Origin of the sequence: Variovorax frigidus (genome assembly GCF_051216515.1) — a bacterium.
GTDB lineage: Bacteria > Pseudomonadota > Gammaproteobacteria > Burkholderiales > Burkholderiaceae_C > Variovorax.
Genome location: NZ_JBPJZF010000001.1, coordinates 691,727 through 711,786, shown reverse-complemented (window position 1 = coordinate 711,786; position 20,060 = coordinate 691,727). Strand labels below are relative to the sequence as shown.

Annotated in this window: 14 protein-coding genes and 1 pseudogene; 8 read left to right on the top strand and 7 right to left on the bottom strand. The window is 69.3% G+C overall.

Annotated elements, in window-relative coordinates; genetic code table 11:
* Positions 1 to 44: 44 nt before the first annotated feature.
* Positions 45 to 143: pseudogene (locus tag ACSFBC_RS03285) on the top strand (KUP/HAK/KT family potassium transporter); the annotation flags it as partial.
* Positions 144 to 175: 32 nt separating this feature from the next.
* Here the strand turns inward: ACSFBC_RS03285 and ACSFBC_RS03280 are convergent.
* From ACSFBC_RS03280 to ACSFBC_RS03270, 3 genes are all read right to left on the bottom strand, one after another.
* Positions 176 to 1,156 (bottom strand): transglutaminase family protein, encoded by a 981-nt coding sequence (locus ACSFBC_RS03280; protein ID WP_435508865.1) that lies wholly within the window; start codon positions 1,154 to 1,156, stop codon positions 176 to 178.
* An 18-nt stretch (positions 1,157 to 1,174) separates the two neighbouring features.
* Entirely contained in the window at positions 1,175 to 3,886 is a 2,712-nt protein-coding gene (locus ACSFBC_RS03275) for a circularly permuted type 2 ATP-grasp protein (protein WP_435508864.1), read from the bottom strand.
* Between the two features lie 289 nt (positions 3,887 to 4,175).
* A complete protein-coding gene (locus ACSFBC_RS03270; RefSeq protein WP_435508863.1) occupies positions 4,176 to 7,691 on the bottom strand; it encodes a transglutaminase family protein in 3,516 nt (1,171 codons plus the stop codon).
* A 108-nt stretch (positions 7,692 to 7,799) separates the two neighbouring features.
* Here ACSFBC_RS03270 and ACSFBC_RS03265 point away from each other — a divergent pair, with 108 nt between their 5' ends.
* The 4 genes from ACSFBC_RS03265 to ACSFBC_RS03250 all read left to right on the top strand — a co-directional run bounded on the left by ACSFBC_RS03265 (position 7,800) and on the right by ACSFBC_RS03250 (position 13,020).
* The gene (locus ACSFBC_RS03265; protein WP_435508862.1) at positions 7,800 to 10,271 is read left to right on the top strand and encodes a DNA internalization-related competence protein ComEC/Rec2; all 2,472 of its coding nucleotides are present in this window, start codon (positions 7,800 to 7,802) and stop codon (positions 10,269 to 10,271) included.
* Positions 10,268 to 10,444: a hypothetical protein gene (locus ACSFBC_RS03260; RefSeq protein WP_435508861.1), complete on the top strand. Its 177-nt coding sequence runs from the start codon at positions 10,268 to 10,270 to the stop codon at positions 10,442 to 10,444. Before ACSFBC_RS03265 ends, ACSFBC_RS03260 begins: the two co-directional genes overlap by 4 nt.
* A gap of 75 nt (positions 10,445 to 10,519) precedes the next feature.
* Positions 10,520 to 12,043: a circularly permuted type 2 ATP-grasp protein gene (locus ACSFBC_RS03255; RefSeq protein ID WP_435508860.1), complete on the top strand. Its 1,524-nt coding sequence runs from the start codon at positions 10,520 to 10,522 to the stop codon at positions 12,041 to 12,043.
* A gap of 20 nt (positions 12,044 to 12,063) precedes the next feature.
* On the top strand, positions 12,064 to 13,020 hold the full coding sequence (locus ACSFBC_RS03250) for an alpha-E domain-containing protein (protein WP_183027700.1): 957 nt from the start codon (positions 12,064 to 12,066) through the stop codon (positions 13,018 to 13,020).
* 88 nt (positions 13,021 to 13,108) lie between these two features.
* On the opposite strand, the gene ACSFBC_RS03245 is transcribed toward ACSFBC_RS03250, so the two are convergent.
* Positions 13,109 to 13,894 carry a sulfite exporter TauE/SafE family protein gene (locus ACSFBC_RS03245; RefSeq protein ID WP_435508859.1) on the bottom strand — a complete coding sequence of 262 codons (786 nt, stop codon included), beginning with the start codon at positions 13,892 to 13,894 and terminating at the stop codon, positions 13,109 to 13,111.
* 97 nt (positions 13,895 to 13,991) lie between these two features.
* On the bottom strand, positions 13,992 to 14,414 hold the full coding sequence (locus ACSFBC_RS03240) for an Lrp/AsnC family transcriptional regulator (protein ID WP_435508858.1): 423 nt from the start codon (positions 14,412 to 14,414) through the stop codon (positions 13,992 to 13,994).
* Positions 14,415 to 14,559: 145 nt separating this feature from the next.
* On the opposite strand from ACSFBC_RS03240, the gene ACSFBC_RS03235 reads away from it, so the two are divergent.
* The 3 genes from ACSFBC_RS03235 to ACSFBC_RS03225 all read left to right on the top strand — a co-directional run bounded on the left by ACSFBC_RS03235 (position 14,560) and on the right by ACSFBC_RS03225 (position 17,300).
* Positions 14,560 to 15,609, top strand: a complete 1,050-nt coding sequence (locus ACSFBC_RS03235) for an ornithine cyclodeaminase (protein WP_435508857.1) — start codon at positions 14,560 to 14,562, stop codon at positions 15,607 to 15,609.
* 156 nt (positions 15,610 to 15,765) lie between these two features.
* Positions 15,766 to 16,638, top strand: coding sequence for a hypothetical protein (locus tag ACSFBC_RS03230; protein WP_435508856.1), 873 nt, complete (start codon positions 15,766 to 15,768; stop codon positions 16,636 to 16,638).
* A 14-nt stretch (positions 16,639 to 16,652) separates the two neighbouring features.
* Positions 16,653 to 17,300 carry a hypothetical protein gene (locus ACSFBC_RS03225; protein ID WP_435508855.1) on the top strand — a complete coding sequence of 216 codons (648 nt, stop codon included), beginning with the start codon at positions 16,653 to 16,655 and terminating at the stop codon, positions 17,298 to 17,300.
* A gap of 262 nt (positions 17,301 to 17,562) precedes the next feature.
* Here ACSFBC_RS03225 and glpK read toward each other — a convergent pair whose 3' ends face one another.
* Positions 17,563 to 19,059 carry a glycerol kinase GlpK gene (glpK, locus tag ACSFBC_RS03220; RefSeq protein ID WP_435508854.1) on the bottom strand — a complete coding sequence of 499 codons (1,497 nt, stop codon included), beginning with the start codon at positions 19,057 to 19,059 and terminating at the stop codon, positions 17,563 to 17,565.
* Positions 19,060 to 19,203: 144 nt separating this feature from the next.
* A complete protein-coding gene (locus tag ACSFBC_RS03215) occupies positions 19,204 to 19,974 on the bottom strand; it encodes a DeoR/GlpR family DNA-binding transcription regulator (RefSeq protein WP_435508853.1) in 771 nt (256 codons plus the stop codon).
* Positions 19,975 to 20,060: the final 86 nt, after the last annotated feature.

The window sequence follows — 20,060 nt, the reverse complement described above, 5'->3', positions numbered from 1 at the left end:
TCCCGATTTGAGGCCTGTTTGAATGACCGCGGCACGGCTTGACGATGTGGCGCGCGCGGCTGTTCGCGACCATGCGGCACAACGTCGGCAGCGTGGCCGACTTCCTCAGGCTGCCGTCGAACCGGGTGATCGAACTGGGCGTGCGCATCGAGATCCAGGCGCACGGCGAATGCAGTCAGGCGCCACTTCGCGATTGCGACTGCGACTGCGACTGCGACTGCGCGCCCCCGCGCGTCGCCGACGCTGCTGCGAACTCCGCCGCCAGTTCTTCCGACGGCCGCACCGTCACCCCCACGTCGAGCGTGTGGCGTGCGCCGCCGTGCAGCACGCCGCGCATCGGCGAGACGTCGGCGTAGTCGCGGCCGATGGCCAGCGTGACGTAGTCCTCGCCGGGCTGGCGGCCGTTGGTCGGGTCGAAGTCGGCCCAGTCGCCGGGGCCGTCGGCGCCGGGCAGGTAGACCGACACCCAGGCATGCGAGGCGTCGGCACCGACCAGCCGTGGCTGGCCCGGCGGCGGCTGCGTGAGCAGGTAGCCGCTGACGTAGCGCGCGGGCAGTCCCATGGTGCGGAAGCAGGCGATCAGGATGTGGGCGAAGTCCTGACACACGCCCTTGCGCTGCGCCAGGGCCTCGACCGCGGGCGTGCTGATCTCGGTGCTGGTCGCGTCGTAGTCGAAGTCGCGGTACATGCGCAGCATCAGGTCGGACGCGACCTCGAAGGTCGGGCGGCCCGGCGCGAAGCTGGCGCGGGCGTAGGTGGCGAAGTCGTCGTGCCGCGGCACGTAGCGCGAGGGAAAGACGAAGTCCGATGCGGCATCGAAGCGCGCACCCTTGGCGAAGCGGAAGCGCTCGCGCACCGTCTCCCAGGGCAGGTCGCGCGCGATGCTCCTGGCCAGCACCGGTTCGGAGGTCTCGACCACGCTCTCGGCCTTGACCACCAGGTGCTCGTGCGTCGACTCGAGTGCGAAGAAGGCGCGCGTGTTGCCGTAGACGTCGGCCGACTCGCTGCGTTGCGCGGGCTCGGGCGTGATCGACAGCGCATGGCTCAGCAGCTTCTGCGAGGCGGTCTCGCGCGGCTTCAGGTGCGCGAGGTGCTGCGCGGTCTCGACCGGCGGCACGTAGTCGTAGCGGGTCTCGTGGGTGACGTGCAGGCGCATGGTCGTGGGGGGCTCAGGTCATACGCCTACCGAGCGCACCGACTCGGAAGTGAGCGTGAAGTAGCGGATGCCGATCGCGTCGGACACGTGGTAAGCCGCGGTCTCGCAGAATTCGAAGAGCTGGATCAGCGCCGGGTAGCGGCCGTCGGCATCGGTCTCGCACAGGTGCTCGAGCGTCCACATGGCCGGGTCGGGCAATTCGTACGACAGCGCGGTCAGCGTGCCGGGCGCGCTGCCCGCGAGCTTGGCGATGCGCCCGCGCAGCGTCTGCGTGACCCAGGCCAGCGAACGCGGGTTGTCGCCGTCGAGCACCAGCAGGTCGACCATGGTCGCGACGTCGCGGCGCTGCTGGTAGCGCGCATGGAAGGTGATGGTGCTGTCGAACAGCGCGACCATGGCCTCGAAGCCGCTGACCTCGTGCACCGCGCCGTTGGCGAAGCCCGCGGCCATCGCGCTCGACAGGAAGGCCAGCCGCTCGATGTGGCGGCCGATGGACAGCAGGCGCCAGGCGTCGTCGCGCGTCATGCGGTCGGTCTGCGCGCCGGTCATGGACGACAGGGCGGCACTCGCCACCTCGAGCGAACGCAGCGCGGCGCCCGCGGCCAAGGTGCCGTCGAGCGTCTCGCCGGGCTCCTCGGTGGTTTGCTGCAGGAAGTCGATCTCGGCGCGCACGATCTGGTTCCAGTGGTCCTGCGACAGCCGCTCGCGCACCGCGGCCGCGGCCTGCCGCACGCAGCGCAGGTTGTAGCCCACGCTGCCGCCGGTCTCGACGTTGCCCAGTTCGGCGATCAGCGCGCGCTCGAACACGCGGCGCGACTTGGAGCCGATCGGCACGCCGGGTGCGATCAGCGCATTGCGCGTTGCCAGGCCGTGCAGCCATTCGAGCAGCGGCCGGGAAGAGGGGTCTTCGCCGCCCAGCAGGTCGAGCGTGATGCGCGCCAGGCGCACCGCATTCTCGGCACGCTCGGTGTAGCGGCCCAGCCAGAACATGTTTTCGGCGGCGCGGCTGGTGACGGGTGCGCGGTGCCGCGCCAGCGAGGCCGGCGTGGCCTGCGGCTGCAGCAGCGTCGTGCGGTCGACCTCGCCGTGCGTCTGCACCCACACGTCGGCACTGCTGCCGCCGCGTTGCATCGACGCGATCTGCGCATTGGCACCGGCCAGGCGCGCCAGCCCGCCGGGCAGCACGCGCCAGGACCGCGCGCCGTCGCTGACCGCGAACACGCGCAGCAGCATCGAGCGCGGCGCGATCCGGCCGCGCTCGGCGTGGTCGTGGTTCTCGGCCCAGGTCGGCATCTGCGACAGCGGAAGGTAGCTCTGCACCGTGTGCTCGTCGCCCTGGCGCACGATGCGGCCGGCCCATTCGTCGAGTTCGCGCCGGCCCATGCGGCTGCCCAGCACGGCCTCGAAACTGGTGTGCGAATCCTCGCCCGGATAGGTGGCCTTGATCGCGCAGTCGCCCAGTTGCGGCAGCGCGGCCTCGAGCGCGGCGCGCTCGCCGCACCACCAGGTCGGCAGCGCCGGCAACTGCAGCTTCTCGCCGATCAGGCGCCGGGCCAGCGCGGGCAGGAAACCCAGCAGCGCGGGCGATTCGAGGAAAGCCGAGCCCGGCATGTTGGCCACCAGCAGGTTGCCCGCGCGGATCGCCTGCAGCAGGCCGGGCACGCCCAGCGTGGAGTCGGGGCGCAGTTCGAGCGGGTCGAGGAACTGGTCGTCGAGCCGCTTGATCAGGCCGTGCACCGGGCGCAGGCCTTGCAAGGTCTTGAGGTACACGCGCTGGTCGCGCACCGTGAGGTCGCTGCCCTCGACCAGCGTCACGCCCAGGTAGCGCGCGAGATAGGCGTGCTCGAAGTAGGTTTCGTTGTAGGGGCCGGGCGTGAGCAGCGCGATGTGCGGCGGCGAGCCCGCCGGGCACATGCGCTGCAGGCCTTCCATCATTGCGCTGTAGGTCGCGGCCAAGCGCTGCACGTGAAGCTCTTCGAAGGCCTGCGGGAACTGGCGCGAGATGGCCAGCCGGTTCTCGAGCAGGTAGCCCAGTCCCGACGGTGCCTGGGTGCGCTGCGACACGACCCACCAGTTGCCGTCGGGACCGCGTGCCAGGTCGAAGGCCGCGATGTGCAGCCAGGTGTCGCCGGGCGGCTTCACGCCGTGCATCGCACGCAGGTAGCCGGGATGGCCGCGCACCAGCGCCGCGGGCAGCAGGCCCTCGGCCAGCAACTGCTGCGGACCGTAGACGTCGGCCATCACGCGATCGAGCACGCGCACCCGCTGCTGCACGCCGGCCTCGATCTGGGTCCAGCTTTCGGGCGAGATGATCAGCGGGAACAGGTCGAGCGACCAGGGGCGTTGCGGACCGCCGGCATCGGCGTAGACGTTGTAGGTGACGCCGTTGTCGCGGATCTGCCGCGCCATGCGGGTGGCGCGCTGCGGCAGGTCGGCAAAGCCGCCGCGGCCCAGGTGTTCGAAGAAGCGGCTCCAGGGCGGCGTGAGCTCGGACGGTGCCGGGTCGATGGCGGTCGGGGCGGCAGCCGCAGACGGCGCCTGCGCCGCGTCGTGCAGCACCGGCGCGGGCGCGGTGGTCGGTGCAGCCGCCCGCGCCAGCGCGACCGGCGTCGCCGCGCCGCGCAGTTCGTCGAAATGGCCGGCCGAGGCGGCAGGCGCCAGCGCCGATGCCAGCGCGGCAGGAGATTCGAGCGCCTGGGCTTCGAAGAGGGATTCGTTCAGCGGTTCCACGGTGCGCCGATTGTCACACCGCCGTCATCGACGGCGCCCGGGAACACGTGACAAACGGCCCGTACCCGGCTGCCCCATGCGCATCTTTTCGTGAGACACCGCGGAACCGGCTTTGCCGGGCCGCTGGTGTCGCCCCCTTGAGGGGGAAGGCGAAGCGACACGCAGTGCGCGAGCCCTCGGGGGAGAACCCAATGCGACCGCGGAACCGGCTTTGCCGGGCCGCTGGTGTCGCCCCCTTGAGGGGGAAGGGGAAGCGACACGCAGTGCGCGAGCCCTCGGGGGAGGGCCATCACCGGCGGAGGTCGAGCGTGAACGGGAATTCGCGGCTGCCCGCGAGTTCTATCGTCGCCGGCGGCGTCTTCATCAAGCCCGGCGTGTGGCCGGTGCGGGTGAAGCGCGACATGCGCCGGCTCTCGGCCTCGTAGGCGTTGACCGGGAAGGTGTCGTAGTTGCGGCCGCCCGGGTGGGCCACAAAGTACTGGCAGCCGCCCAGCGAGCGCTTCATCCAGGTGTCGACGATGTCGAAGGTCAGCGGCGCATGCGCGCCGATGCTGGGGTGCAGCGCCGAGGGCGGATTCCAGGCCTTGTAGCGCACGCCGGCGACGAACTCGCCGACCGTGCCCGTGGGCTGCAGCGGCAGCACCTTGCCGTTGACGGTGATCACGTGGCGGCTTTCGTTCAGGCCGGTCACGCGCACCTCGATGCGTTCGAGAGACGAGTCGACATAGCGCACCGTGCCGCCGGCCGAACCTTCCTCGCCCATCACGTGCCAGGGTTCGAGCGCGTTGCGCAGCGACAGCTCGACGCCCATCGCCTGCACCTGCCCGACCAGCGGGAAACGGAATTCGAGGTGGGGCGCGAACCAGTTCGGGTCGAAGGCGAAGCCAGCCTCGCGCATCTCGCTGATCACGTCGTCGAAGTCCATCTTGACGAAGGTCGGCAGCAGGAAGCGGTCGTGCAGCTCGGTGCCCCAGCGCGTGGCCGGCGCCTTGTAGGGCGCGTCCCAGAAGCGTGCGATGAAGGCGCGCAACAGCAGTTGCTGCGCGATGCTCATGCGCGCATGCGGCGGCATCTCGAAGGCGCGCAGTTCCAGCAGGCCCAGGCGGCCGGTGCTGGAATCAGGCGAGTAGAGCTTGTCGATGCAGAACTCGCTGCGGTGCGTGTTGCCGGTCACGTCGACCAGGATGTTGCGCAGCGTGCGGTCGACCAGCCAGGCCGGCATGTTGGCGCCGTAGATCTCGCGGTTCTTCGCGATCTCTTTCAGCGCGATCTCCAGCTCGTAGACCTGGTCGTTGCGCGCTTCGTCGACGCGCGGCGCCTGGCTGGTCGGGCCGATGAACATGCCCGAGAACAGGTAGCTCAGCGAGGGGTGGTTGTGCCAGTAGAGCAGCAGGCTGGCCAGCAGTTCGGGCCGGCGCAGGAAGGGGCTGTCGTTGGGCGTGGCGCCGCCCATCACGAAGTGGTTGCCGCCGCCGGTGCCGGTGTGGCGGCCGTCGGTCATGAACTTCTCGGCCGACAGCCGGGTCTCGAAGGCCGCGTCGTAGAGGAACTCGGTGTGCGCGACCAGTTCCTTCCAGTTGTTGGCCGGATGGATGTTGACCTCGATCACGCCCGGGTCGGGCGTGACGGCCAGCATCTTCAGGCGCGGATCGCGCGGCGGCGGGTAGCCTTCCATCACGATCTGCAGGCCCAGTTGCACCGCCGTGGCCTCGATGGCCGCGACCAGGTCGAGGTAGTCCTCGAGGCGCTTGAGCGGCGGCATGAAGATGTACAGCACGCCCGAGGCGCTGCCGACTTTCTCTGCAGCCGGACCGTTGGCGCGGCGCGGATCGCGCACCTCGACGCACAGCGCGCTGCGCGTGATCCAGTGGGCCGATTCGCCACGACCGGGCTGGCGCGGCGTGGTGCCGTCGGCCTGGGTACTGCCAAGGCCCGTGGCGCTGCCGCTGGCGGCACCGGCGCGACCCGCAGGCGTCTGCATGCGCAGCGCCGCGGCCGAGGCCGGCGGCGTGCCGAAGGCATAGGGCACGGTGCCCATGTCGGCCTTGGGTCCGACCGGCGGACCGGCATAGCGCGCGCGGTAGTCGGTTGCGTCGGGCAGCGTGCCCAGCGGCGCGGTCGGGTCGCGGTCGATCAGGTAGGGGTAGTCGCCCTTGCGCACCCAGGGCTGCGAGTCGAGCGGCAGCCGGTAGCCCATGGGCGAGTCGCCCGGGATCAGGTACATGCGGTCGTCGCGCAGGAACCAGGGGCCGGTCTTCCAGCCCGGGCCTTCGAGGGCGGGCGCGTCGCGGTCGGCGCTCGCGGGTTCGATCGGCAGCATGTAGCCGATCACCGCGTCGAGCTTCTGCGTGAAGACCCGTCGCAGGCGCACGCGCTCCATCTCGTCGTCGAGCTTGGAGTCGAAGGGGTCGACGTTGACCGGCAGCCGGCGCTCGCGCCAGAGGTAGTAGTAGGTGTCTTCGTAGGCCGGCTGGATGTAGCGCTCGGTCAGGCCCAGGCGGTGCGCCAGCACGGTGGTGAAGCGGCGCGCGTCTTCGCTGGTGTAGTGCGTGGGCACGCGCTCGTCGGCGAACAGTTCGGGGTCGTTCCACACGGGCTGGCCGTCGGCGCGCCAGAAGATCGACAGCGCCCAGCGCGGCAGCTGCTCGCCCGGGTACCATTTGCCCTGGCCGAAATGCAGGAAGCCGCCTTCGCCGTATTCGGCACGCAGCTTCTGCACGAGTTCGGTGGCGAAGCCGCGCTTGGTCGGGCCGAGCGCATCGGTGTTCCATTCGGCCGCGTCGCGGTCGCCGGTGGCCACGTAGGTCGGCTCGCCGCCCATCGTCAGGCGCACGTCGCCGGCCGCGAGCCGCTTGTCGACGGCCTCGCCCAGTGCCAGCACCTCGGCCCATTGCTCTTCGGTGTAGGGCTTGGTGACGCGCGGCGATTCATGGATGCGCGTGACCACCATCTCGTGGCCGAATTCGACTTCGGCGTCGTCCACCACGCCTTCGATCGGCGCCGCGCTCGAGGGCGTGGGCGTGCAGGCCAGCGGGATATGGCCTTCGCCGGCCAAGAGGCCCGAGGTGGCGTCGAGTCCGATCCAGCCCGCGCCGGGCAGGTAGACCTCGCACCAGGCGTGCAGGTCGGTGAAGTCGACCGTGGTGCCGCTCGGGCCGTCGAGCGCCTTGACGTCAGGGGTGAGCTGGATCAGGTAGCCCGAGACGAAGCGCGCGGCCAGGCCCATGTGGCGCAGCAGCTGCACCAGCAGCCAGCCCGAATCGCGGCACGAGCCGCTGCCGTTGGTGAGCGTTTCTTCCGGCGTCTGCACGCCGGGCTCCATGCGGATCAGATAGTTGACGTCCGATTGCACCTGCTGGTTGATGCCGACCAGGAAGTCGATGGTGCGCTGTTCCTTGCGGTCGATCTTGTCGAGGTAGGCCTGGACCAAGGGCGTGACCTCGTCGGCCACCAGGTAGGGCGCGAGTTCCTCGGCCTGCGAGTCCGTGTACTTGAAAGGGAAGTTCTCGGCCTGCGGCTCGAGGAAGAAGTCGAAGGGGTTGTAGACCGCCATCTCGACCACGAGGTCGACCGTGACCTTGAATTCACGCGTCTTCTCGGGGAAGACCAGCCGCGCCTGGTAGTTGGCGAACGGATCCTGCTGCCAGTTGACGAAATGCTGCTCGGGTTCGATGCGCAGCGAATACGAAACGATATTGCTGCGGCAATGCGGCGCCGGGCGCAGGCGGACCACCTGCGGGCCGAGCTGCACCGGACGGTCGTACTTGTAGTGGGTGACGTGGTGAAGTGCGGCGTGAATGGACATCAGTGGTTCTCGGAGCGGAGCGGCGACGTGCCTCGGGTGAGACGCATACTAGCCCACTGGCATAGCAATTTACGCGCCATCAGAGCGCTGGAAGGGAGGCCTTGCCGCATGGAACCGGATGCTCTCACGCGACCGCACGAACGGCGCGGCTGGACGGCCTTTGCCGCCATGGCCGGTGCGATCGCGGGCGTGGCCTGGCAATTGCAGCAGCCCGCGCTGTGGTCCGAACCAGTCTATGCCGCGCTCGTGACAGCCGCATTGGCGTGCGCCGTCGCCTGGCGCATCCGATGGCGACTGCGACCCGTCGGTCTGTCCGGGCTCGTGGCGATGCTGTGGATCGGCCTGGTCTTCGGCGCCGGGCTGACCGGCTGGCGCGCGGCCGTGTTCGCATCGCAGGCGCTGGACCCGGCCCTGGAAGGTCGCGACCTGCAGGTCGTCGGCGTGGTCGCACAGATGCCGCAGCACGACGAGAGCGGCACGCGCTTCCGCTTCGATGTCGAATCGGCGCAATGGGCGATGCCGGCCGAGGACGATGCGGCGCCGCACCTGCCTCCACGCCTGGCCTTGGGCTGGTACGCCGAAGGCACGGGGCTCTGGGCCCGCGCGACGCCGGCCGATGACGCGGCGCCACGCCGACGCCCCGAAGCCCTGCATGCCGGCGAACGCTGGCAGCTCACCGTGCGGCTCAAGGCACCGCACGGCAACCTCAACCCCAAGGGCTTCGACCAGGAACTGCAGCTCTGGGAGCAGGGCGTGCAGGCCACCGGCTACGTGCGCGCCGGCGCACAGGATGCGCCGCCCCAGCGCCTGGACGTCACCTGGCGGCATCCGGTCGAGCGCGCGCGTGAGGCCGTGCGCGATGCGGTGTTCACGCGCGTCGCCGACCGCCGCTTGGCGGGCGTGATCGCGGCGCTGGTGACCGGCGACCAGAGCGCGATCGATCGCGTCGACTGGGACGTCTACCGCGCCACCGGCGTCGCGCACCTGGTGTCGATCTCGGGGCTGCACATCACGATGTTCGCCTGGCTCGCGGCCCTGGCCGTGGGCGCGCTGTGGCGCCGCAGCACGCGGCTCATGCTGCGCTGGCCGGCCCAGCAGGCTGCGCTCGTGGGCGGCGTGGCACTGGCTGCGCTCTATGCGCTGTTCAGCGGCTGGGGCGTGCCCTCGCAGCGCACGGTGCTGATGCTGGCCACGGTGGCCCTGCTGCGCATCGCGGGCCGGCGCTGGCCCTGGCCGTGCGTGTGGTTGCTGGCCTGCGCGGTGGTGGTGATCGCCGACCCTTGGGCGCTGATGCAGGCCGGCTTCTGGCTCAGCTTCGTGGCCGTGGCCGCGCTGTTCGCCACCGATGCGAGCGTCCAGGGCGCGCAGGCCACCGGGTGGCGTGCACGCCTCCATCGCCTCGCGCGCGAGCAGGCCGTGGTCACGCTGGCGCTCGCGCCCTTGACGCTGCTGCTGTTCCAGCAGGTGTCGGTGGTGGGCCTGCTGGCCAATGCGCTCGCCATTCCCTGGGTCACGCTGGTGCTGACGCCGCTGGCGATGCTGGGCGCCGTGGTGCCGCCGCTGTGGGACCTGGCCGCCTGGGCGGTGCGCGCGCTGTCGTGGTGGCTCGAGTGGCTGGCGTCCATGCCGCTGGCCACCGTCTCGCTGCCGGCGCCGCCGCTGTGGGCCGCGGCCGGCGGCGTGCTGGGTGGGGTGCTGCTCGCGATGCGGCTGCCCTGGTCGGTGCGGATGCTGGGCGTGCCCTTGCTGCTGCCGGTGCTGCTGTGGCAGGTGTCGCGGCCGCCGGTGGGCGAGTTCGATCTGCTGGTCGCCGACATCGGCCAGGGCAATGCGGTGCTGGTGCGCACCGCGACCCACAGCCTGCTCTACGACACGGGTCCGCGCTACAGCCTCGACAGCGATGCGGGCCAGCGCGTGCTCGTGCCGCTGCTGCGCGCGCTGGGCGAGCGGCTCGACACCCTCGTGCTGAGCCACCGCGACAGCGACCACACCGGCGGCGCGCCGGCCGTGCTCGCGATGCAGCCGCAGGCCGCGCTGCTGAGCTCGATCGAGGCCGGCCATCCGCTGCAGGCGCTGCGGCCGGCGCAGCGTTGCGTCGCCGGCCAGCGTTGGCAGTGGGACGGCGTCGACTTCGAGGTGCTGCATCCGGTCGAAGCCGACTACGCGCGCATCGCGGCCAAGCCCAACAGCGTGTCCTGCGTGCTGCGCATCGGCAACGGACGCGCGAGCGTGCTGCTGGCCGGCGACATCGAGCGCGCGCAGGAGGAGGCCCTGGCAGCGCGCCAGGCCGACGGTGGCTTGCGCGCCGACCTGCTGCTCGTCCCGCACCACGGCAGCAAGACCTCGTCGAGCCCGGCCTTGCTCGATGCGGTGCAGCCCCGTCTGGCGCTGGTGCAGGCCGGCTACCGCAACCGCTTCGGCCATCCGGCGCCGCCGGTGCGCGAGGCCTATGCGGCGCGCGGTACGACCGTCATCGACAGCCCGCATTGCGGCGCGGCGCAGTGGTCGAGCCGGCAGCCACAGGACGTGCGCTGCGAGCGTGCGGCGCAGCCGCGCTACTGGCACCACCGGGTGCCTTGAGCGCCGGGTGCCTGTTCGTGGTGCTGGGCGCAGCCGCGCTGGCGGTGATCGCGCCGCAGCTCATCGTGGCGGCCGGTGGCGCCATCGCATCCATCGACGTGAACCCGGTGCTGGTGGCGGCGCGCGGCGAGGGGGCCGTGGTCGTGGACGCCCTCATCGAGCGAGGAGACTGAGTCGCACTTGTGCAAAGATCGCCCAAAGCATGGCCTTGAACTTGCTAAGCTATGTCGAAGGAGATTGGTCGTTCCATGCACAAATTCGATGAGATGTACGAGCAGCTGCCCTATGCGGGCGCTGCGATCCGGGGGCATTACAAGCGCTACGACCAATGGCTGGCCAAACAGCCCGGCGAACTGATGCGATCCCGGCGCGAGGAGGCCGAGATGATCTTTCGCCGTGTCGGCATCACCTTCGCGGTGTATGGCGCCAAGGACGAGGACGGTGCCGGCACCGAGCGCCTGATTCCCTTCGACCTGCTGCCGCGGATCATTCCGGCGCACGAGTGGGAGAGCATGGAGAGGGGATTGATCCAGCGCGTGACCGCGCTCAACCGCTTCATCTACGACGTCTACCACGACCAGGAAATCATCAAGGCCGGCATCGTGCCGATCGAGCAGATCCGCGACAACGCGCAGTTCCGGCCCGAGATGATGGGCGTGACGGTGCCCAACAACGTCTACTCGAACATCTCCGGCATCGACATCGTGCGCGCGCCCGATGCCGACGGCAACGGCGAGTACTACGTGCTCGAGGACAACCTGCGGGTGCCCAGCGGCGTGAGCTACATGCTGGAAAACCGCAAGATGATGATGCGGCTGTTCCCCGACCTGTTCGCGCAGAACCGCATCGCGCCCGTGGCGCATTACCCCGACCTGCTGCTCGAAACGCTGCGCGCCAGCGCGCCGCCGGCCACGGCCGAGCCCACGGTGGTGGTGCTCACGCCCGGCATGTACAACAGCGCCTACTTCGAGCACGCCTTCCTCGCGCAGCAGATGGGCGTCGAGCTGGTCGAAGGGCAGGACCTGTTCGTCAAGGACGACTTCGTCTACATGCGCACCACGCGCGGCCCGAAGCGTGTCGACGTGATCTACCGCCGCGTCGACGACGACTTCCTCGACCCCGAGGTGTTCCGCCCGACCTCGACGCTGGGCTGCGCCGGCCTGATGCGCGCCTACCGCGCGGGCAATGTCGCGATATCGAACGCGGTGGGCACGGGCGTGGCCGACGACAAGTCGATCTACCCCTACGTGCCGAAGATGATCGAGTTCTACCTGGGCGAGAAGCCGATCCTCAAGAACGTGCCGACCTACATGTGCCGCAACAAGGACGACCTGCAGTACACGCTCGACAACATGAAGGACCTGGTCGTGAAGGAAGTCCACGGCGCGGGCGGCTACGGCATGCTGATCGGCCCGGCCGCGACGCAGGCCGAGATCGAGGAATTCAAGCAGGCGGTGATCGCCAAGCCCGACGGCTACATCGCGCAGCCCACGCTGAGCCTGTCGACCTCGCCCACCTTCGTCGATGCCGGCATCGCGCCGCGCCACATCGATCTGCGGCCCTTCGTGCTGTCGGCCAAGGAGGTGCAGATGGTGCCGGGCGGCCTGACCCGGGTCGCGCTCAAGGAAGGGTCGCTGGTCGTCAATTCCTCGCAGGGCGGCGGCACCAAGGACACCTGGATTCTCGAAGCCGACCGGCGCCCGCGGGCGCCCGCGGCGGCCACCCAGAGCCAGACGCAAACGCAAACCCCCACGCCATCCCAGACCGTCTGAAGCCAGAGGAAAAGCCGAACATGCTGTCACGCACCGCCGACCACCTCTACTGGATGTCGCGCTACACCGAGCGGGCCGAGAACACGGCCCGCATGCTCGACGTCAACTACCAGACCTCGCTGCTGCCGCAGTCGGCCGAAGTCGCCAAGTTCGGCTGGCAGGGCCTGCTGTCGATCAGCGAACTGCTGCCCGCCTACGACAAGAAGTACGAGCAGATCGTGCCGAACGACGTGATGGAGTTCATGGTCAAGGACGAGGAGAACCCGTCGTCCATCGTCTCGTGCCTCAAGGCGGCCCGCGAGAACGCGCGTGCCGTGCGCGGCGCGCTCACCACCGAGGCCTGGGAAACGCAGAACACCACCTGGCTCGAGGTCAACCGCATGCTGCGTGCCGGCGACTTCGAGCGCGACCCGGGCCAGTTCTTCGAGTGGGTCAAATTCCGTTCGCATCTCTCGCGCGGCGTCACCCTGGGCACGATGCTGCAGGACGAGGCCTTCTACTTCTCGCGCCTGGGCACCTTCCTCGAGCGCGCCGACAACACGGCGCGCCTGGTCGACGTGAAGTTCCACGCGCTCAACAGCGAGTTCTTCGGCACCGCCACCGAGGAAGACCAAGAGTACGACTTCTATCACTGGAGCGCGATCCTGCGCAGCGTCTCGGCCTTCGAGGTGTACCGCAAGGTCTACCGCGACGTGATCAAGCCCGAGCGCGTGGCCGAGCTGCTGATCCTGCGCGCCGACATGCCGCGCTCGCTGCATGCGAGCCTGGCCGAGGTGGTGGCCAACCTGGCCAAGGTGCAGAACGACCAGAGCGCTGAAACGCAACGCCGCGCCGGCAAGCTGCTGGCCGACCTGCAGTACGCGCGCGTCGACGAGATCCTGGCCACCGGGCTGCATGCCTACCTCACGCAGTTCCTCGACCGCGTCAACGAGCTCGGTTGGCGCATCAGCCAGGACTTCCTGGTGCCGACGCACTGACGCCTCGCTTGCGGGCCGCGGCGGACGGAACGCGCCGACCGGTCGCTTCCCTGCGGCCGGCTTCGACTGCACGCCTGCGCAAGCTCGGCTACAGAAGGATGCGAAGCCCCGCGATCGCCAGGAACACCGAGAACGCGCGCTTGAGCGTGTCCACGGGCAGCCTGTGCGAGACCATGGCGCCGATCGGCGTCGCCAGCAGGCTGCACGCCGAAATCCCGAGCCAGGCCGGCCCGTAGACATAGCCGAGGCTGTAGGCGGGCAGGTCCGTGCGGCCCCAGCCGGCGGCGAGAAAGCCGACGGTGCCGGCCAAGGCGAGCGGCACGCCGCAGGCCGAAGCGGTCCCGACGGCTGTCTTGACGTTCACGTTGCACCAGACCAGGAAGGGCACGACCATGCTGCCGCCGCCCACTCCCACGATGGCCGAGGTCCAGCCGATGGCGCCCGCCGTGGCGTTGAGGCCGGGCGCGCCAGGCAGGCTGCGCTGCGGGGCGGGCTTGAGGGAGAGCGCCATCTGCAACGCCAGGATCAGCAGGAACACGCCGAAGGCGATGCGCAGCACCTGCGCGGAGAAGAGGCCGGACATCCCTCCGCCGACAACGGCGCCGACCACGATGCCTGGCGCGAGCCGGCGGACGAGGCGCCAGTCGAGCGAGCCGCGACGGTGATGGGCGCGGGCTGACGACAGCGAGGTCACGACGATCGTCGCGAGCGAGGTGCCCAGGGCCATGCGCACCGCGATGTCGGGCGCGAAGCCCTTGAGGTGGAACAGGTACAGCAGCCCCGGGACCACCACCTGGCCGCCGCCGACGCCGAGCATCCCCGACAGCAGCCCCGCGCCGATGCCCAGCGCTGCATAAAGTGTCAGAACCTCCATCCCTGTCTCCCTGCTTTTGATTTGGCGCGCATCATGGTCCGGGTCGTCGCTCGCCGATGTCGCGGGCGAGACCTGCCATGCAGCGGCGTCGCGCCGGCTACAGCTTCTGCGTCGACAGCAGGATGCTGGTCTCGGTGCTCGAGATGCCTTCGATCAGCCGGATCGCATTGAGCACCTGGTCGAAGGCTTCCAGCGAGTCGGCGCGCAGCTCGGCCATCAGGTCCCAGCGGCCGTTGGTCGAGTGCAGGGCCACGACGTTGGAGTGGCCGCGCAGCAGGCGGCTGACCTGCTCGGCGCGCTGGCCTTCGATGCGGATGCTCATGATCGCGCGGATGCGGTGCGCTTCGGCTTCGGGCCTGAGCCGCACGGTGTAGCCGACGATGGTGCCGTCCTTCTCCAGCTTCGCGATGCGGTTCTGCACGGTCGCGCGCGCCACGCGGAGCTTGCTCGCCAGCGTCACCACCGGTGTGCGTGCGTTGTCGCGCAGCAAGGCCAGAAGCTGTCGGTCGGTGTCGTCCATGGCGGATGTCAAAGTGCTGGTGTTGTCGAGCCGAATGTAAGGTTCATCAGGCAAACCGACAAGTTGCGGGGTTCACTCTGGCAGGCCTTCCCGGAACAATGGACAGACGGCTGCGCCGCAGCCGGAGCCTCCGGAGGAGCACACCATGACCCGCTTCATCGACGTTCCCGCGATGTCCCGCCTCGTACAGGAGATCGGCGTGGCCCCCTTCATCGGCGCACTCGCCGACGCCATCCGTGAAGACTTCGTGCGTTGGCCGGATTTCGACAAGTCCGCGCGCATTTCAAATCATTCGGACATCGGCGTGATCGAGTTGATGCCGGTTTCCAACGCCACGCGCTATGCCTTCAAGTACGTCAACGGCCATCCGGCCAACACCGCGCGCGGCCTGTACACGGTGATGGCCTTCGGCGTGCTGGCCGATGTCGAGACCGGCTACCCGGTGTTGCTCTCCGAACTCACCCTGGCCACTGCGCTGCGCACCGCCGCCACCTCGCTGATGGCCGCGCGTGCGCTGGCCCGGCCCGATGCGCGGCGCATGGCGCTGATCGGCAATGGCGCGCAGAGCGAGTTCCAGGCGCTGGCCTTTCACCATCACCTGGGCATCGAGGTGATCACCGTCTACGACACCGACGCCCGCGCGACCGACAAGCTGGTGCGCAACCTCTCGGCCTTCCCGTCGCTGCAGGTCCTCCGCGCCGACTCCGTGGCGCACGCGGTGCGGGGTGCCGACATCGTGACCACCGTCACCGCGGACAAGGCCAATGCCACCATCCTCACACCCGAGATGATCGCGCCGGGCATGCACATCAACGCGGTCGGCGGCGACTGTCCGGGCAAGACGGAGCTGCATGCCGACATGCTGCGCCGCGCCCGCGTGTTCGTCGAGTTCGAGCCGCAGACGCGCATCGAAGGCGAGATCCAGCAGTTGCCGAGGAGCTTCCCGGTGGTCGACCTGTGGCGCGTGCTCGCCGGCACGACCGCGGGACGCGAGAGCGCGGGCCAGGTCACGGTCTTCGACTCGGTCGGCTTCGCGCTCGAGGATTACACGACCCTGCGCTACGTGCACGCGCAGGCCGAAGCGCGCGGGATCGGCGTGGAGGTCGAACTCGTGCCACGGGCCGACGATCCCAAGGACCTGTTTCGGTACACGCGTGGCGACGGCGTGCGCGCACTGATGCGGCGGGTGGCCTGAGGGCGCGATGCCTTGGGGTGCCGGCGCCCGCCTGGCGCGCTTGCCCGGTCCTTGAAACAGCGCCGGGAGGGCGCCCGACCCCGCTATGATTCCTCTTACATTTTGTATCAAAGGGGGGTCTTCATGCGGTTGTTGCGCTTGTTCGTACTGTTTTCCATGTCGCTCTTGCTGGTCGCTTGCGCCATGCCCATGCGGATCGGCCTGAAGCCCGAGGATCGCAGCAAGATCACGACCCTGGCCGCCCATGTGGTCGTGGTGCAGGACGAAGTGATCGCCGCCGTGCAGCCTTCCAATGTCGGCGCGGCCACGGGCGGAGGCCTGATCGGCGCCATGATCGACGCGTCGGTCACCAACAGCCGGGTCAAGGATTCCCAGCAGGCCCTGGGTTCGTTCTACGCGCTCATCGAGGACGTGGACTACCGCAAGGAGTTCAATGAGGCGATCCGCGGCGTGCTGGCCAACTACCAGATCAAGGTGGCCTCGGTCACGACCACGCCGCGTGCGCTGGGCTCCGATGCGCTGGCCAAACTGCGCCAGCAGTTGCCGCCGGGCCAGGCGCTGCTCGTGATCTCGCCGCGCTATTCGCTGACAGCGGACTTCAGGAACTTCGACGTCGAATCGAACGTGACCATGTGGAGCCGGCTCGATGGCCCGAACACGGCAGCGGCGGCCAATGTGCCCATCCAGCGTGGCGTGCTGTACTTCCAGTCCCGGCCGGTGGGAGCGGGCGGCAAGCGCTCGCTCGACCTGTGGGCCGCGGGCAATGCATCGCTGTTTCGCAGCGTCTTGCGCGAGTCGATCGACGAGACCCTGCGCATGACGCTGATCGATCTCGACGTGACCCCCGAGGCGGTCGCCAAGGCGGGCCCGACCGAGGACTTCTCGTTCAACAACGGCGTGGCCACGATGAACATCAAGGGGCAGGTGCTCCGGCGCGGCGATGTCCGCGTGGTCGTGCTCGGCAGCGACCAGAAGATCTACTCGCTGCCCAAGGGCGGCGCCCCCGCCACCACCGCCGCCGCCCAATGAAGGCTGAGAAAATCATGCAAAAGAACAGCCTGACCATCGTGCGCCTCGGCGCTGCATCGCTGCTGCTCGGTGCGACGTTCCTCGCCTCGGCGAACGCTCCCGACTACGGGACGAAGGTCGACATGAAGTACGACCGCAACGCGCGCGAGAGTCTGGCGCTGCAGCCGTACGGCAGCACCTGCCCGGTGCATGTGGTGCCGACCGAGGACGCACGACAGAACAAGGAAACGATCGGCCAGTCGATGAGCGGCGCGCTGCTGAGCGGAGACATCGGCCGTTGGACCACCGATGGCCTGGTCGCGCTCAAGGACTACGGCTATGCGGTCGACGAGACGAGCGGCCTTGAGCCGCCTGCGACCGGGATCACCGTCAAGACCAGCGTGACCCGCGCCTACACCTGGCAAGTGGGGATCAAGATCTTCAGCATGGTGGCCGTCAAGGCCCAGTTCATCGATCGCAGCGGCGTGCTGCAGGAGAAGTACTACCGTGCCCACGGCGACAAGACCAACATGTGGGGCGCCGACGCGGAGTACGTGACCACGCTGAACTATGGCCTGAACAACCTGGTGCCGGCCCTCGCACGCGACCTGCAATCCCTGTGCAAAGGGCAGAAGGTCGAGACTTACACCTATTCGGGACCTGACGACTTCAACAGGAAGTAGCCGGGTCGTCAGCGCAGGAACGCGTCGGCCGCCACCGGAATCGCCGGCGCCTGCCAGCGGTAGCCTCGGACAGCACGTTGCGCTCGGGCATCTGGCCGATGCGGCGGGAGGAGGGCGGCGTGTGTGGCGCTTCGGTGAGGGGCGTGTTCAGGAGGGACGGGGGCAGTCGAAGGCCGGTGGATTCTGCGCCGCGTGCCGCAGCCTCTCGCCGGCAGTGTCCCCAGCGGCGCGAGGTGTTTGGCCGTCGCCGGGCCGTCGGACCTCAGCTCGCCGTGGCCTGACGCACCGCGCGCTCCCAGCGCGCCATCGACTCCTCGGCCTGCGCGCGGCCCATGGTCGGCAGGAAGCGGCGCTCGACCTTCCAGAGCTTCGAGAGCTGGCGCGCGTCGCTGTAGATGCCGGTCGACAGGCCTGCGAGGTACGCGGCGCCGAGCGCGGTGGTCTCGATCACCTGGGGCCGCACCACCGGAATGCCCAGCAGGTCGGCCTGGAACTGCATCAGCAGGTCGTTCACGCTGGCGCCGCCGTCGACGCGCAGCTCAGAGACCGGCGCGCCGCCGGCCGCCACCGCGTCGCGGCTCATGGCCTGGAGCAGCGCGGCGCTCTGGTAGGCGATGCTCTCCAGCGCAGCACGCGCGATGTGCGCGACCGTGGTGCCGCGCGTCAGGCCGGTGATGGTGCCGCGGGCTTCCGCGTTCCAGTAGGGCGCGCCCAGGCCGGTGAAGGCCGGCACCATCATCACGCCGCCCGCGTCGGGCACGCTCTCGGCCAGGCCCTGCACCTCGGCGCTGCCCTTGATGGCCTGCAGGCCGTCGCGCAGCCACTGCACCACGGCGCCGCCGACGAACACGCTGCCTTCCATCGCGTACCGCGGCGTGGCGTCGACCTGCGCGGCGCTGGTCACCAGCAGTCCGTTGTGCGAAGGCTGGAACGCGGCGCCGGTGTGCATCAGCAGGAAGCAGCCGGTGCCGTAGGTGTTCTTGGCCATGCCGGCCTCGAAGCAGGCCTGGCCGAACAGGGCGCTCTGCTGGTCGCCCGCCACGCCGCCGATGGGCAGGGCGCGGCCGAGCAGCGCGGCCTCGGTGTCGGCGAAGTGCGAGCTCGAGGGCTGCACCGTGGGCATCAGCGTCGCGGGGATGTCGAGCATGGCGAGCAGCTCCGCATCCCACTCGTTGCGGTGCACGTTGAAGAGCATGGTGCGCGAGGCGTTGCTCACGTCGGTCACATGGGTCTTGCCGCCGGTGAGCTGCCAGATGAGCCAGCTGTCGATGGTGCCGAAGGCCAGTTCGCCGCGCTCGGCCTGGGCGCGTGCACCGGGCACGTTGTCGAGCAGCCAGCGCAGCTTGGTGCCGGAGAAGTAGGCGTCGATCACCAGGCCGGTCTTGTCGCGGATGGTGTCGGCCATGCCGTCCGCGCGGAGCTTCGCGCACAGCGGCTCGGCACGCCGGTCCTGCCAGACGATCGCGTGGTGCACAGGCTGGCCGGTCCGGCGGTTCCACAGCACGGTGGTTTCGCGCTGGTTGGTGATGCCGATGGCATGGATGTCGGCGGCTTGAAGGTTCGCCTTGGCCAGCACCTCTTGCGCGGTGGCGAGCTGGCTGCGCCAGATCTCCATCGGGTCGTGCTCGACCCAGCCCGGCTGCGGGTAGATCTGCGTGAGTTCCTTCTGTGCGATGGCGACGATGTGGCCTTCGCGGTCGAACACGATGCTGCGCGAGCTGGAGGTGCCTTGGTCGAGGGCGAGCAGGTAGGTGGTCACGGATTCATCTCCTATATGTTCGGTCTGGCGCCTTCCCCCTCCGGGGGAAGGCGGGGATGGGGGCCTTCGATCAGGCGCCGCGCCTTTCCGGAGGCTGCGTGCCCCCACCCCAACCCTCCCCCGGCGGGGGAGAGAGAAAAATCATCATGCGTTGTCGGCGATCTCCAGGCGCACCTGCGCCCGCTCGAGCAGCGCAGGGAACGGTGCCGGTGGCGTCGCATCCGTGAACAGCCGGTCGATCTGCGCCAGCTCGGCGAGGTGCACCATCGCCGGCCGGTTGAACTTGCTGGCGTCGGCCGCGAGCCAGACCTCGCGCGCCTGCGCGACGATGGTCTGCGCGACCTTGACCTCGCGCAGGTCGAAGTCGCGCACCGTGCCGTCGGCCTCGATGCCCGAGCAGCCGATCAGCGCGATGTCGACCTTGAACTGGCGGATGAAGTCCATCGTCGCCTCGCCCACGATCGCGCGGTCGCGCGCGCGCACCGCGCCGCCGGCCACGATCACTTCGCAATGGGGGTTGTCGGCCAGGATGTTGGCCACGTGCAGGTTGTTGGTGATGACCCGCAGGCCGGTATGGCGCAGCAACGCCTTGGCGATGGCTTCGGTGGTGGTGCCGATGTTGAGGATCAGCGAACAGTCGTTGGGCACCTGGCCCGCGACGGCGCGCGCGATGCGTGCCTTGCCGTCGGCGTTGAGCGATTCGCGCAGCCGGTGGCCGAGGTTCTCGGTGGTCGAGCTCGGCACCCGCACGCCGCCATGGAAGCGCGCCAGCAGGCCGTCGTCGGCCAGGCGCTGCACGTCGCGCCGCACGGTCTGCAGCGTCACGCCCAGCATCTCGGCCAGCTGCTCGACGGTGGCCGAGCCACGGCCTCGCACGGTGTCGAGCAGGCGGATCTGGCGGGGGTTGGCGTTCACGTTTTTGGGGTGCTGATGCACAGGTCTCAGTTTAAATCGAAAGAAAACGAATTGATTTTAGGGGAAAATACGGAGAAAATCGCAGC

Excerpts from the sequence above, each read along its gene's own strand:
- ACSFBC_RS03280 (WP_435508865.1), bottom strand. The coding sequence starts at position 1,156 with ATGCGCCTGCACGTCACCCACGAGACCCGCTACGACTACGTGCCGCCG.
- ACSFBC_RS03270 (WP_435508863.1), bottom strand. The coding sequence starts at position 7,691 with ATGTCCATTCACGCCGCACTTCACCACGTCACCCACTACAAGTACGAC.
- ACSFBC_RS03265 (WP_435508862.1), top strand. The coding sequence starts at position 7,800 with ATGGAACCGGATGCTCTCACGCGACCGCACGAACGGCGCGGCTGGACG.
- ACSFBC_RS03255 (WP_435508860.1), top strand. The coding sequence starts at position 10,520 with ATGCACAAATTCGATGAGATGTACGAGCAGCTGCCCTATGCGGGCGCT.
- ACSFBC_RS03250 (WP_183027700.1), top strand. The coding sequence starts at position 12,064 with ATGCTGTCACGCACCGCCGACCACCTCTACTGGATGTCGCGCTACACC.
- ACSFBC_RS03245 (WP_435508859.1), bottom strand. The coding sequence starts at position 13,894 with ATGGAGGTTCTGACACTTTATGCAGCGCTGGGCATCGGCGCGGGGCTG.
- ACSFBC_RS03240 (WP_435508858.1), bottom strand. The coding sequence starts at position 14,414 with ATGGACGACACCGACCGACAGCTTCTGGCCTTGCTGCGCGACAACGCA.
- ACSFBC_RS03235 (WP_435508857.1), top strand. The coding sequence starts at position 14,560 with ATGACCCGCTTCATCGACGTTCCCGCGATGTCCCGCCTCGTACAGGAG.
- ACSFBC_RS03230 (WP_435508856.1), top strand. The coding sequence starts at position 15,766 with ATGTCGCTCTTGCTGGTCGCTTGCGCCATGCCCATGCGGATCGGCCTG.
- ACSFBC_RS03225 (WP_435508855.1), top strand. The coding sequence starts at position 16,653 with ATGCAAAAGAACAGCCTGACCATCGTGCGCCTCGGCGCTGCATCGCTG.